Origin of the sequence: Gardnerella sp. KA00288 (assembly GCF_049244085.1) — a bacterium.
In the GTDB taxonomy this organism is placed as follows: domain Bacteria; phylum Actinomycetota; class Actinomycetes; order Actinomycetales; family Bifidobacteriaceae; genus Bifidobacterium; species Bifidobacterium greenwoodii.
In genome coordinates this window covers 653,065-666,870 of record NZ_CP058373.1, presented here as the reverse complement: position 1 = coordinate 666,870, position 13,806 = coordinate 653,065, and the positions used below count along the sequence as shown (strand labels likewise).

The 13,806-nt window shown below is 39.7% G+C and carries 9 protein-coding genes; 5 read left to right on the top strand and 4 right to left on the bottom strand.

The window, feature by feature from the left end; genetic code table 11:
- Nucleotides 1-153: 153 nt before the first annotated feature.
- Nucleotides 154-2,754, top strand: coding sequence for a M48 family metalloprotease (locus tag HXT52_RS02455; protein WP_421776127.1), 2,601 nt, complete (start codon nt 154-156; stop codon nt 2,752-2,754).
- Nucleotides 2,755-2,940: 186 nt separating this feature from the next.
- Here HXT52_RS02455 and HXT52_RS02450 read toward each other — a convergent pair whose 3' ends face one another.
- Entirely contained in the window at nt 2,941-6,141 is a 3,201-nt protein-coding gene (locus HXT52_RS02450) for a G5 domain-containing protein (protein WP_421776126.1), read from the bottom strand.
- 241 nt (nt 6,142-6,382) lie between these two features.
- On the opposite strand from HXT52_RS02450, the gene HXT52_RS02445 reads away from it, so the two are divergent.
- The 3 genes from HXT52_RS02445 to HXT52_RS02435 all read left to right on the top strand — a co-directional run bounded on the left by HXT52_RS02445 (nt 6,383) and on the right by HXT52_RS02435 (nt 8,660).
- Nucleotides 6,383-6,832: a Panacea domain-containing protein gene (locus tag HXT52_RS02445; RefSeq protein WP_421776125.1), complete on the top strand. Its 450-nt coding sequence runs from the start codon at nt 6,383-6,385 to the stop codon at nt 6,830-6,832.
- 165 nt (nt 6,833-6,997) lie between these two features.
- On the top strand, nt 6,998-8,281 hold the full coding sequence (locus HXT52_RS02440; protein WP_421776124.1) for an ATP-binding protein: 1,284 nt from the start codon (nt 6,998-7,000) through the stop codon (nt 8,279-8,281).
- A gap of 58 nt (nt 8,282-8,339) precedes the next feature.
- Nucleotides 8,340-8,660, top strand: a complete 321-nt coding sequence (locus HXT52_RS02435; protein ID WP_421776123.1) for a type II toxin-antitoxin system RelB/DinJ family antitoxin — start codon at nt 8,340-8,342, stop codon at nt 8,658-8,660.
- Between the two features lie 724 nt (nt 8,661-9,384).
- On the opposite strand, the gene HXT52_RS02430 is transcribed toward HXT52_RS02435, so the two are convergent.
- Entirely contained in the window at nt 9,385-9,666 is a 282-nt protein-coding gene (locus HXT52_RS02430) for a type II toxin-antitoxin system YafQ family toxin (RefSeq protein ID WP_004137331.1), read from the bottom strand.
- Nucleotides 9,663-9,935 carry a type II toxin-antitoxin system RelB/DinJ family antitoxin gene (locus HXT52_RS02425; protein WP_004137333.1) on the bottom strand — a complete coding sequence of 91 codons (273 nt, stop codon included), beginning with the start codon at nt 9,933-9,935 and terminating at the stop codon, nt 9,663-9,665. The genes HXT52_RS02430 and HXT52_RS02425 overlap by 4 nt, the downstream gene beginning before the upstream one ends.
- Before the next feature lie 695 nt (nt 9,936-10,630).
- On the opposite strand from HXT52_RS02425, the gene HXT52_RS02420 reads away from it, so the two are divergent.
- Complete coding sequence (locus HXT52_RS02420) at nt 10,631-13,159, top strand: InlB B-repeat-containing protein (RefSeq protein WP_421776122.1); 2,529 nt, start codon at nt 10,631-10,633, stop codon at nt 13,157-13,159.
- Nucleotides 13,160-13,298: 139 nt separating this feature from the next.
- Here the strand turns inward: HXT52_RS02420 and HXT52_RS02415 are convergent, their stop codons facing one another.
- The gene (locus HXT52_RS02415; protein WP_421776121.1) at nt 13,299-13,754 is read right to left on the bottom strand and encodes a tripartite tricarboxylate transporter TctB family protein; all 456 of its coding nucleotides are present in this window, start codon (nt 13,752-13,754) and stop codon (nt 13,299-13,301) included.
- Between the last annotated feature and the right edge of the window lie 52 nt (nt 13,755-13,806).

Here is a 13,806-nt window from a genome sequence, read left to right as displayed (position 1 = left end):
CTATTTTTTATTAAAGCGACTTATTATGTAGAAAGTGGCTTATTTACAAGGTGCTTTTTTCTTTAAAAACGTTAAGGCTATTTTGTGCTGCGGCTGCGTAATTTCTTATAGTTTGTAGATAACTAAAAGAGTTAGAGAGCGAGAATACATAATATGCATAACGACGATTACAATCAGTACGGCGCGAATGGAGAGCCGGAAAATCAGGCGTGGTATCAATCTGATGATTCGCAGCAAGCATATTATCAGCAAGAGTATCAACAGAATCAGCCGGAATATCAGCAAGCAGACTATCAACAGCAAGAAGACTATCAACAACAAACAGACTATCAACAGCCTAATTATCAGCAAACTAACTACCAGCAAACTGAGTATCAACAGTCACAATATCAGCAGGATTATCAGCCGAGTTATCAGCAACAGTCAGAGTATCAGCAGCAATACCAACAGCCGCAATCAGACGCATATCAGCAAACCGAATATCAATCGCAAGACTACTATCAGCAGACTCAAAACGCGTATCAGCAGCCTTCACAAAACTATCAGCAGTATCAAAATACGTATCAGCAAACTCAAGGCGCATACCAACAGTCTCAAGGCGCATATCAGCAAGGCAGCTACTATAAAAGCGCAGAAGAAATATCAAAACATATATTAGCAACTTCGTATTTTTCACTACTTATACCACTTGCTATTGTTGCAATCTTATTCCTGCTCATCCCATTCATGATACTTGCTGGAATAATAACTGCTTTACTTCACATAGACCTAAGACTGATTCTATTAATAGGACTAGCTGCTATTTTTGCGCTACCAGCATTGCGATTAAAAACAATTTGGGAAAATCCTGTTCAATCTTTTGTTGAAAATTTACCAAGCGATTACAAATACATAATTTTGCACGGTCGCGCATACAATATTGCTCAGAATTTAAGTCGAGAAATGAGAATTCCTACACCTACTATTTACATATCAAAAATAGCAGCGAACGCTTTTGCACTACGCGACGACGCAAATTCTGCAATTTTTATTAGCGAAGATTTAGCAGACGCGTGCAACGACGACGAGCTGAAAGCCATTCTTGCAAACGAGATGATTCATCTTATGAGCAATGAATGCATAGGTATGACGCGAACAATATCGTTACTATCGCGCATTGCATATTATCACATTAAAGGACTTAATTCTTCAAACCAGGCATACCACAACACAACTGTTCTTAAGCTTTTTGTTAAGCGCACAAAGCTAGAACCAGCAGATGTAATACCAGTATTATTGAGATGGTATTTAATCGATGCTTTTGCTTGCCTTGCTTTGTTGCTTATATTCTTTATGGCACCTGTTTTAGGAACAGTACTTATTGCAATAGGTGCCATTTTGGAAGTAATCTTCTACTCAATAACGTTATGCTTCATTGCACAAGCAATTTTCTACAGATCAATTAAAATTTCTCACACTTACAATAGGATGCTTCAATACGCAAAATCTTATATCAACTGGTCACAAGAAAACGATATAGATTTGTTGACAATAAAGCATATTCAAAATCCTGCTCACCTTGCTTCAGCATTGCATAAAATTCTTAAATTATCGAATACTTATAATTTCCAGTTATTTAACGTTAATTTACGAGATACGTATGTTGAGCCTGTTCTACTAGCAGGATTTAACCCTTACTACATTCAGTCGCGCACAGACATAAATCGTTTTGACAATCTTTGCGCCATGTACCCAGGGTTAAGCTCGCAATTTAAACCATTGCGATACATGGATCCAGAAGAAGAAACCATCCAGGAGCAAAACAAAAACTCGCAACCTTATTACGGCAGTAATAACTATTATGCAAATCAAAACTACTACGCAAATAATAGCTATTATGCAAATCCAAACTGTTTCAATATGACGTATGCGCTTGAAAAAGTTAGAAGCAAATTCGTCAGACGCTACTTTATTATGCGAAGCCTAGTTTTTGCAGCTCTTTCTTCATCATTCTTCCCATTTAATTTACTTATTGGACCTCTAATCGGCATAGTTTATGAACTTATTCACGACTCTATGCTTTTAGGAAACACAATAAGTAGTTATTTGGGCAAGTACTCTGAGCCAGTAAGAACAGGACGACTTGTAGAGCTTACCTACAACATGTGCATGACCCTAAACATGCCTGTTCCAGAAATTTACATACGCGATTGCATAAAAACGGATGCTTTTGTGCTAAAAGATGAAATTCGTTCGGCAATTATTTTTAGCAGCAACCTGCCACTTATGGCCACAGACGAAGAGCTAAATTGCGTTATAGCTAGCATGCTATACCAGCTGCAGTTTGAGGATTGCAACGCATCTTCGAAATTGGTAGTTCAAGTTGATGAATTAATGAAAGCGCTAAAATTCAGGTATTACAAGTACAGGTATGGCGGATCGAAGATTGCAGGATGGGAATTTAGAAAAGACAAAAAGTTCTTGGAAAAGCATCTGCAAGAAATAAGGAACGCGCTTTGCAACTACACGCGCTACAAAGAAGCAGATGAGTTTGCTGCACAATTTACAGGCAACAAACAGGCAATGCTATCGATTATGAACAAAATTAATAAGACGATTAATAGCGAAGACTGGGAATCGAAAATGGATAGCAATAAGCTAAATATAGATTTTGATGCTTCGTCCTTAATTGGATTCACATTTAACGATTACACTAACTGCCATATGGCAGAAAGAATTCAGGAGCTTGCTGCGGCGACAGGCGGTGAGCGATAAGCGAGCGAAGCGATAAGCGAGCGGACGTGATAAGCGCGAGATAAGCTCAAGATAAGCGCGTGAGCAATAAACTTCGATAAGCGCGCGGGTGTAAGTGAGAATCGTGAAAATAAAGTAGCGCGCAGCTAATATGTTATGCGTTAGCTGCGCGCTATTAATTTTAGCAATCAGAAATCAGAAAGACTGCTAACGATTTGAATGCTTAGAGCTCCTGCGCTTTGAAGCAGCGCCAAACAAGCCTAGCAACCCAAGCAGCATTGAGCCGAAGGATGCAAAGGCCGCGCTGGAAGCATTCGCGCCGGTTGCAGACAGCTTGTGATTCTTGGCGTTGGAGCCGTTAGAGCCGTTTTCGTCGGCTCCGTTAGTGCCGGATCCGTTAGCGCCGTTTGCATTAGCATTTGAGCCGTTTGCTGAACCGTTTGTGCCAGCAGAAGCACCGGCGGAATCAGCAGCACTATTTGCACCATTAGAACCATTGGAATTACTACCATTGCCGTCGTTAGAATGATCGTTAGTTCCGTTGCCATTCCATTCCCAAATATTGAGTTCAGGATTGTACGTCCACGCAGGATCAACAAAATGACCACCGTACGGATTATGCGGGTTCAATCCACCATGGGTGCCGTCGCCAACTCCTGTGCCAGTGTTGCCAGTGCCATCACCATGGCCGCCTTCGCCACCATGACCGCCTTGATCTCCACCTTGGCCGCCTGGATTACCTGGATTATCAGGGTTTGGTGCTGGCGGTGTTGGAGGAGTTGGTGGCTGCGGCGGGGTGTTTTTCTTAGTTCCGTGGCGTACAACTTTTTTAACTGCGTCAACATGATCTTTCGTCTCGGTTTTCAAAACCTTATCCGTTAATCCTGTATTGGAGTTTACTTCATAAGTTGTCACTAATTTTTCCGAACCGTCTTTACCCTCAGTAGTTTGCGTTTGACCTTCGGGAAGCGTAGGATCGTTAATTTCTTCAGTTGTAAACTTAATAACTTTATTTTCGGTTTTCACGTTGCCGACTTTGATGACTTTATTCTTAGCAGCCTTAGTAGTTATTTCAGTCGGAGTACCATCAAGCTCTGTTGTAAGTCCAGTGTCCTTATTTACCTTGTAAACCTTAGTAACAGACTTAGTACCAGCCTCACCAGCGGTCTCGCTTGTATTGTTATAATCAAGCGAACTATCAGCCTCATAAGTAGTACCAGGCTCAATTGTCTCAGTCGTAACCTGCTTATTACCAACCTTAACAACCTTATTCTTAGCAGCCTTAGTAATTGCTTCAGTTGGAGTACCATCAAGCTCTGTTGTAAGTCCAGTGTCCTTATTTACCTTGTAAACCTTAGTAACAGACTTAGTACCCGATTCACCGGCAGTCTCACTTGTCTTGTTGTATTCAAGCGAGCTATCAGCCTCATACGTTGTACCAGGCTCAATTGTCTCAGTCGTAACCTGCTTATTACCAACCTTAACAACCTTATTCTTAGCAGCCTTAGTAATTGCTTCAGTTGGAGTACCATCAAGCTCTGTTGTAAGTCCAGTGTCCTTATTTACCTTGTAAACCTTAGTAACAGACTTAGTACCCGATTCACCGGCAGTCTCACTTGTCTTGTTGTATTCAAGCGAGCTATCAGCCTCATACGTTGTACCAGGCTCAATTGTCTCAGTCGTAACCTGCTTATTACCAACCTTAACAACCTTATTCTTAGCAGCCTTAGTAATTGCTTCAGTCGGTGTACCATCAAGCTCAGTAGTAAGACCAGAAGTAGGATCCACCTTATAAACCTTAGTAACAGACTTAGTACCCGATTCACCAGCAGTCTCACTTGTCTTGTTGTATTCAAGCGAACTATCAGCCTCATAAGTAGTACCAGGCTGAATATCCTCAGTCACAACCTGCTTATTACCAACGCGAGCCTTACCATCTACAACTGCAGATATTTCTTTCTCATCTGTAGCATCTGCCTGCCAGACACCATTTACCATTTTGCCGGTTATGACCTGCTTTTTGCCGTCTTGAGGCTGAGTGTCATATTCAACTTTCTTGTATTCAAGATTTGTGTCAGCCTTGTAAGTCGTCTTGGCTTTTACTGTTTCCTCTTTTACAAGACCAAGATAGTAATCCTGGAAGAGTGCAGCAGGCGAATCGCTGTCAAGAATCTCTTTAACCGGCACAGGGATAACGTTCTCAGGTAAGTTAAGCGATGGATTCTCGGTGCGAAGCTGTTTAATCGCCTTCTGAATAGCTTCCTTAATCTGAGGCTTAATAACCTTCATAGGGTCGCTGGAAGCAGCCTTGCTGACATCCGGCTTGCCGTTTTCGTCAATGCGGGAATCGTAAACAGCTGGAAGCTCAAGCTCTACCGACTTTTCTGTGCCATTTATCTTATAAATAACTTTTACTTTTTTGTAGAACTTGTACTTTGCAGTTTGATTCTTGGTAAGGATTGTCGGATTGTCCGTAATAAGCAGGTGATAGCTCGGTCCGATGTATGCATGCGCAGAAGCATCCCAATGCGTGAGCATCCAACTTGAATTATCCACCAGCTTTTGAATCGGATTGTCACCGCTCGGATCCGCAACCGTCCAATTATTCGCCACAAGAACGCCGCGGAAAGAATTGAACATGTTCGTAACATCAACAGAATTCTTAAACCTTTTATTGCTGAAATCCAGGACAAAGTTGTCGTTACCTACGCCCGAGAACATCAAATTAAGCTTATCTGCACCTGATACATCCCACTTGGAAAGATCCAGCTTACCTTCAAGCTGGCTGGCCAAGTTAAACATCTTTTCCATGCTCTCAACATGAGATGTATCCCAGTTTTCTACGCCCTTAATATAATGCAGATGATCGGCATCCTTATTATAATTTTGCATAAAGAACGTTGCTAAATTATTTGCAAACTTAATACTTAGATTAGGCGTGATGTTAATGGTTTTGACGTGGACTTGGTAAAACAAAGTATCGTTTGCACTTGGATTCGTAGAATCGTAAATATACACCCGCTTATCGAAGCGTACCGACACTTCATCACTGTCGCCATCAAAGATAAGTACTTTTCTTATTGCTGTAAAATCGTCTTTTTTATTGTCAAGCGAATAGGAAATAACGCCCTCGTTCGCCCCGTTCTTAGGACGAATAACAAATTCATGCTTTGCTGAATCAAAATAGGCCTCACAGCCTGCCATCTGCTCTGCTTCTTCTTTGGTTAATCTCGTGCGCACAGGCGGAAGCGACGAATCAGGCTCCCCACTATTACTAGTACTCGCCAAAGCAAAAGCTTTAGAAGGCAAAACTGCAGAAGCAGCAACATTAGCTGTAACAGAACCTGCAATGGCCAAAACTGTAGCGCAAAAACCGGCGCTCAACGGTTGCATAATCTTATTTTTCATAATTGTTTCCTTAATAAATTATCTCTCTTCAATTGGGTCCCCTTGCCATATCATCTAAAAATTGTATACCCCCCCCCGTACGCATTTTTTGCACTTAAACAATCAGATTGCAGCAATCAAAACCTAAAAACTTGCACACAAAAATGCTAAAAGTTATCCACATTTCTTTAATCGAATTGACGCCCACTTTTGCTATTCATAAAATCTCTATTAATTCGCTGCAAATAAAAGGAGGTGCGCGATGAGCATTATTAACGTAGCGGCAAAAATATTGGAAATTATGGGGCCAATGACAACCATGAAACTGCAGAAGCTTGTATATTATTCTCAAGCGCACAGCTTAGCCACAACCGGATTGTCGCTATTCCCGGAAGATTTTGAAGCTTGGACGAACGGTCCAGTTTCATTGGAATTATTCAACAGACATCGAGGAAGATTTACAATTCGCAGAGAAGAACTACTGATTTCTCTTCCAGAAAGATGTGCAGATTTGGGAGATAAGCAGGTGAAAATCATAAAGGAAGTGTGTGCGAAGCTTGGACATCTTACAGGAAATCAGCTCAGCGAAAGAACGCACAAAGAAGATCCATGGATTCGAGCGAGAATCGGCATACCAGCAAATCAAGGCAGCGAGGAAATAATTTCCAAGAAGTCTATTCACGACTATTACGTAAATCATCCTGTTGTGTAGGCGTGGTTTGGTGCGATACGCGAAGTTTTTAACGTAGGATTCAAAAACTTGTCAAAATATAAAAGTTTTTAACGTAGGATTCAAAAACTTTGAATTTTAAGCAAGTTTTTGCTACTATAGTTAAAAAGTTTGAAAAGTAGAGGAAGTGTTCAAAAGGAGCTTACGGTGATATACAATTCAGCAACGCACGCGCTCATAAATCGCCCAGAATACCTAAACCAGCTTATTGAACATAAAGACGTAGACTTAGTAAAAATCGTAACTGGCATACGAAGGTGCGGAAAATCTTCCCTACTCGATCTTTTCCACAAGCATCTACTTAATTCCGGAGTAAGCGAAGACCACATCATTCACATAAATCTTGAGTCACTTAAATATCGAAATATCACCAATTACACTGAATTGTACGATTATATAAACAAACGCATGCCATCAGACTGCATGGAAAGCACTGAATCACACAACGCAAGCAAATCCACAAAAACATATCTTATTTTTGACGAACTTCAAGCCGTAGAAGATTGGCAAAAAGCAGTGGAATCTTTCCGCATTGATTTTAATGTTGACATTTACATTACAGGATCCAACGCATACTTACTTTCTAGCGAATTTTCAACACTTCTCGCGGGTCGCTATGTTGAAATACGCATGTTGCCATTATCATTCAAGGAATTCCTGGACTTTTACAACTTCCCAGAAAGCACATCAACAGACGAAAAGTTCCAAAAATATTTGCAATTTGGCGGCATGCCCGTTTTAAGCGAGTATAAATTCAATGAGGCGCGTAGCATGCAAGCCTTGGAAGGAATATACTCAACCGTTATTTTACGAGACGTTTTACAAAGAAACGAGAAAGCAGACCAAATCGTTTTACAAAAACTTATGACTTTCTTATGCTCCACCATTGGCAGCACAACTTCACCGAACAGCATAAGCAAATCGCTTCGAGCTGAAGGAGATATTGAAAAAACCACAGTATCTGTTGCCAGCAAAACTGTTAGCGATTACATACAAATGCTAAAAGATGCTTTTATTGTTTTTCCAGTGCAACGCTACGATGTTCAAGGCAAAGAACTTCTAAAAACACTAGGAAAAAACTACGTTATTGACTTAGGTTTCCGCAACATGCTTTTAGGATACAGAGGAACAGATCGCGGGCACATTATAGAAAACGTTGTATTTCTTGAACTTATTAGACGCGACTATCGCGTTTATATTGGGAAAGTTGGCAACGCGGAAGTGGATTTTGTTGCAGAAAAACCTAACGAAAAAATATATGTTCAAGTTACCGAAAGTATGCAATCTCCAGAAACACGCGAACGTGAGCTAAAGCCACTACGTGCAATCAAAGATAATTACGAAAAAATCGTGATTTCGATGGATCGCGATTACATAAACTCTTACGACGGCATTAAGGCGATTAATCTTACGGATTGGCTGCTTAAGTAGAGCGTAAGTAAGGCTAAGTAAAGCTAAGTATTATATACCTAAAATCAAGGAGCATATTATGGCAACCAGCGCAACCGCAACAAAAACCACAGCAGCCGCAAAAACCGCAAGCATCAACGTGCGAGTTACAAAAGACGTTAAAGCACAAGCAGAAGAATTATTTGCCAGCTTCGGCATAACTCTTAGCGACGCAATCAACATGTTCTTACACAAATCACTTATGGAAGAAGGTCTCCCCTTTGACTTAAAACAGCCAAAATACAATAAAGAAACAATCGCCGCGTTTAAGGAAGCCGAAGATATTCTATCTGGAAAAATTCCAGCAAAACGCTATAACTCAGTGTCCAAGATGATGGACGACGTTTTTAAGGAAGATTAATCATGCTTACTTTAACATACACTTCACAGTTTAAAAGAGACATGAAGCGAATCAGAAAGCGCGTAAAATGAGCTTGTTTTAACTGCTTCTCGCACGGGAACACACTCCGACGTATTCAACGAGTAAATTCTTAAGAAGTAACAAAGCGGAATACAAAAAAACAAGACGCAGAAAAATAACAAGACACACAAAACAACAATACACAGAAAACAACTAAGGCGAGCACGTTGTTATTAGCAAGTGCCCGCCTTAGTTTAGGAGAAGATTTAACTACTAATAGTAGCCAGTGCAAGCGACTAACACGTAGCATGCGGTTAACGCAACGCTTAGCTCAGCAACGCTTAACGCATATGCTTAGTGCATCCAACGGTTAGCACATCCATCGCTTAACGCAAATTTCAAAAAAGTTTTTAACGCAAGCGAGGTCTGCATTCGCCAACAAAGACGAAGACCCTCCAAATGCGGGGAATTTATCTCGCGCTTGGAGGGTTTTGGAGGGTTTGACGCTCCAAACGCGATAGAGTTGACTCACGTTTGGAGTGATAATCAACTGAATCTGCTCCAAACACGAACGCTAAATCTCAACAACCATAGACACTCGCGCAGCGCGACGATCTGCATGAGCGTTACTCGGCAGAAACCAAACTGCACAAAATTTAGCCTAAAGAAGTCACATGCTAGACCTTTTACCAATAATAAACTGTAGATTTAAAAATGTATTATTTTATTTCTTAAATAATTCTGAATGCGTACCAAGCCTATATAACATCAAAACAAGAACTTCATTCTTAATTTCATAAACTAACAGCCAATCTGGTTCAATATGGCATTCTCTTGTTCCGCTATATTTTCCAGTCAAAGCGTGATCACAATATTTAGCTTCTAGCACACCACCGTTAGATAAAACATCAATTACTTCTAAAAGGTTAGCTGTATTTTTATTTTGTTTCTTAGCTAATTTAAGGTCTTTTTTGAATTGATTCGTGAATTTTACTTCGTATTTCATAAATCAAGAGCCGCCTTAAGATCTTCCATATTCCGATAACCCTTTACACTAGGATTGGAGGCAATCCGCCTACCCTCCTCAATAGCAGCAATCGTTGTATCATTTGGAACCTCTAATTTAAGAGAAAATGGAATCCCATTCTCGCGAATAGTTGTTCGCAAAAACATGTTAATCGCTGTTGTCATATTGAGACCGAGTTGTGAAAAAATCTTATCAGCTTGTTCTTTAATTACCTTATCTGTTCTGATATTTAAATTCGTAGTAGTCATATACAATACCTCCATCTTTTCTCTTACTATACGCAAATATTCGTTTATATTCAACACACTGTCATTGCATTGCACACAATTAAGATTAACTAAAGTAATCCAATAATCTTTAATTCAGATGATTGAACAAATTAGACTCTCTTATCTCTTACCGATTAAACAACTTTAAGCCAAAAATTACAGCATATTAGAAAAATCAATGAATATTTTTGACATATACTTCAAAAATATTCAATAAATAGAGGCGATTAATTGCACGAACATTTCTTAAACAGTTGTGTACTCTTTTGCCTTTACTGCATAAACAAGGCGAGCACGTTTTTATTGCAAGCACTCGCCTTAATTTATATGGTTTATGCGCTTGCGATTAGTCGCGATTAGCACAGACACCAACTAGCGCAAACGCCAACTAGCGCAAATGCTTAGCGCGCTTGCGATTTGCAGCAGCAACAGCACCAAACAAGCCAAGCACCATTGCGCCAAAGGACACAAAGTTAAGTGGAATATGCGCATACAACAATAAACAACATGCAAGCTATTGCATAAATAAACGTTAAGATGATAGACTATTCACTCGTATTGTAATTTGAGTGAATCTATACAGAGAGAAATCAATTAATGAAACACGGACACACTATTTTCATTCTTAAACGAAAATTCATAACCTCTTTCCTAATTTTTGCCTTGGGGGGGGGTTGTTCGCATCTTCATTAACTGCATTTTCCAAAGCATCGTTTGCAAGCGACAATAACAATATTCAAAACAATCAAGACAATCAAGACATTCCTGGGCCATTTTACGGTGGATTAAACGTTAATAGCCCACTATTAGAAGTTGGAAAATATGCCTCGCTGCAAATCAGCGCAACCAATGCGTCGGGCAATGCTGTAGACGCAAACAGCAACAACGCTACTAAATATTCAGGCACTCTTACGCTAAATATTCCATTCAATGAGGTTCTTAACGCAACTAAGCAACAAATGGAATATTATAAAGACCAAAAAGCTAAGCTTGATTTTAGCTACTCGCTATCTTTGCCTGAACCTATTGAATGGCAACAAAATGTAAGCGTTGAGAATAACTCTTCACTAGTTGAATCAGCGAGCACAAAAATCTATCCTCGCCATAAAAATACAATCACGCTTATTGCAAATTTAGCGGAAAACACGTGGGAAGATTTATCTAATTCTAGTGATTCCAAAACTGTAAAGCTAACAGCTCATTTTTCGTTTAAAAAAAGCTCACTTGAACAAGTTCAAAATAAAAACATTACTGGTACAGGCATTTTGAATCTGTACAGAAAAGATAAAGATAGTGGGAAATGGGTACCTGGATTCGGGTTTACCTATATTACGCACGAGCTGAACATTCCACTTCTTGGCGGTGAATCTAAAATAAGCGATCCTCTTAATATGAATGAGCAAGGTTATAATCAGCTTATTTACAGCAATGATTTAACACACAAAAACAATAACAAAGACATTCCATCAAAGGGCAAATTCGTTTTATTGGGAACTGCTCAAAAAGTTACGTACGAAGATTACAACTCTCCTCTTATAACTAGAGATGGTCTTGAAATAAACTCTAAGATTAGCAGCAATCCATTCAAATCCTCTTTAGAAAATGTTGAAAAATGGCTAAAAACAAAGATTAATGATGTTTCAAGAGTGTACGTATCGAACTTAAACGTATCAATCAAACTCACTTTTAAGTTGCCTAAAGAAATATCGTTATCGCCTAGTAGAGATCTATCGTTATCGCCTAGTATAAAACTTCCTTATGACCCATTAAAAAACTACGCAATGAAAAACGGTGGAGTGAGAACCGACCCAACATCGCTTTTAGGTGATTTTGGTGATTTTGCGCTCAAAGATGTAAAAGAAGAAGGTAATACTATTACAGCAACCGCGTACCTAAAAGACTGGTACAGAGGCAATCAGTTAATGAAGCCTTACGCCTACTCGTACGATGAGATTAAACGTAGGATTAACAATTTAGTTAAAGAGATAAATATTAAGTTTATTCCTGTATGGTTTAACACCGATGCACAAGCTGGAAAAACCTACAAAATTGAAGGCTCAGCACAAGGCGAACTATCTGGAAAAATCAATTACGTATATAGAAGTCTTGGAGCATACGACTCAGAGAAACTTATACCTTTTAACGTTAAATTTAAGGAAGAAGACGTAGAAATTCCTGTAGAAGTTCCGTACAAAGTTGATTTCAAGTTTGAAAGTGGAACTTCTGGCCAAACGCTGCCTGAATACATTAATAAACAGTATGAATTAAAGCCAATTAACGTTTATAAAGGAAAGTCAATTACTATCAATAACTCTACTTTGAATACAACAGACAATTCAACATTTGAACCTTATCCAGAAGTAGTTGGCGATGGCACTAAGAAGACCGGCACGTGGGTTTTTGATGAACTCGCTGGATGGAAGATTGACGGAAAAGGCGAGCCTGTTACGACTATTAAAAATGTAGATAAAAACATTACTTTAGTTGGAGTGTGGAAGTTTATTCCTGTAGAAGATTCCGCGCATAGAAAAGTAACATTCAAAGACGGAGAAAAAATTATTGCGACTGTTGAAGTAGAAGTTGGAAAGACTATTGAAGGCGATTCTTTAGAGAATCAGTCTATGCCAAAAAATCCTACTAAAGCGGGTTACACGTTTAAGGAGTGGAATACAAAAGCAGACGGAATAGGCACTAAATTCTTGGGCACAACAGCTGTAATATCCGATATTACGGTATACGCAGTTTACACTAAGGATTCCGATCCAGAGAATCCAGAAAATCCAAAGGATCCGCAGAATCCACAGAATCCGCAGGATCCAAATAACAACTCTGGAAACGGCTCTGACACTAACGATAGTGACAAATCTGAATCCGATTCCATTAATATCCCAAGTCTAAACTTAGATAATGGCTTAACAGACGGAAGCAATAGTCACGAAAACGCTAGCTATCAGTCGAACAATGTTAACAATCAAAACGAGCGCAACAATAAATCAGAATCGCTAGAATCATCAAATTCAAATCAAACTAACGATTCTGCAAATTCAAATAAAAGCGGCGCTAAAAAACTGGGATTTGCTAAGAAAAACACGCTACCAAAAATGGGCGCAGACAATTCACTGGCCCTTGCAATAATGGCTCTAATAACAATAGCAGCATTAACAACACTATTAGCAAAGTTTATTGCAAAAACTAGAAGATAAACTATGAAGAATAGTATGCAAATGTAGCACAACAAACAATTAAGGCGAGCACCGTTTATAAGTGCCCGCCTTAATTATTAAAAACAGTTTTATTTATTTATAAACGCGACTAAATTGACCTAAATCAACCTAAATCAACCTAAAGCGCGGTGCCATGCTCGTCTAGGCGCGGATTGCGTTTAGCGTTGCTAAAGCTAAAGAACAGCCCAAATACGCCCAAAGCAAACAGCACTGCAATAGTTATAACGAGCGCAATCGGCTGGCTTGGCCGCCACATAATCACCAAAAATGCGAATGCAGAAATCAAAATCACAGCCCAAGAGCAAACGCCAATAACCTTACGAACTGCGTTCCAAGTATCGTCGCCTGATTCAGCTCTGCGAATGTTTCGGGCAATTTTTTCTTCTTCAGCCGTCACATTAGAAGTTGGCTTCCAAGGTCCAGCACCCTTTTCTTGAAGCTTGCGAGAACGCTCTTGAAGATTATATTCGTCAATCATTCCGCCGCGAGCGCGACCTTTCGTTTCATCATACTGCGAAGGAATACCCCTACGATTCTGCTTATCCCTTGCGCGACGCTCTTTGCGGTTTGCCATGATTAAGTTCCTTTCTACGCTGAAATTTTCGCATACAACGCATCTATTGCAC

Bases quoted from the DNA above. Each gene is read 5' to 3' on its own strand.
- HXT52_RS02435 (WP_421776123.1), top strand. From the start codon at position 8,340: ATGGCAACCAGCGCAACCGCAACAAAAACCACAGCAGCCGCAAAAACC.
- HXT52_RS02445 (WP_421776125.1), top strand. From the start codon at position 6,383: ATGAGCATTATTAACGTAGCGGCAAAAATATTGGAAATTATGGGGCCA.
- HXT52_RS02415 (WP_421776121.1), bottom strand. From the start codon at position 13,754: ATGGCAAACCGCAAAGAGCGTCGCGCAAGGGATAAGCAGAATCGTAGG.
- HXT52_RS02455 (WP_421776127.1), top strand. From the start codon at position 154: ATGCATAACGACGATTACAATCAGTACGGCGCGAATGGAGAGCCGGAA.
- HXT52_RS02430 (WP_004137331.1), bottom strand. From the start codon at position 9,666: ATGAAATACGAAGTAAAATTCACGAATCAATTCAAAAAAGACCTTAAA.
- HXT52_RS02450 (WP_421776126.1), bottom strand. From the start codon at position 6,141: ATGAAAAATAAGATTATGCAACCGTTGAGCGCCGGTTTTTGCGCTACA.
- HXT52_RS02425 (WP_004137333.1), bottom strand. From the start codon at position 9,935: ATGACTACTACGAATTTAAATATCAGAACAGATAAGGTAATTAAAGAA.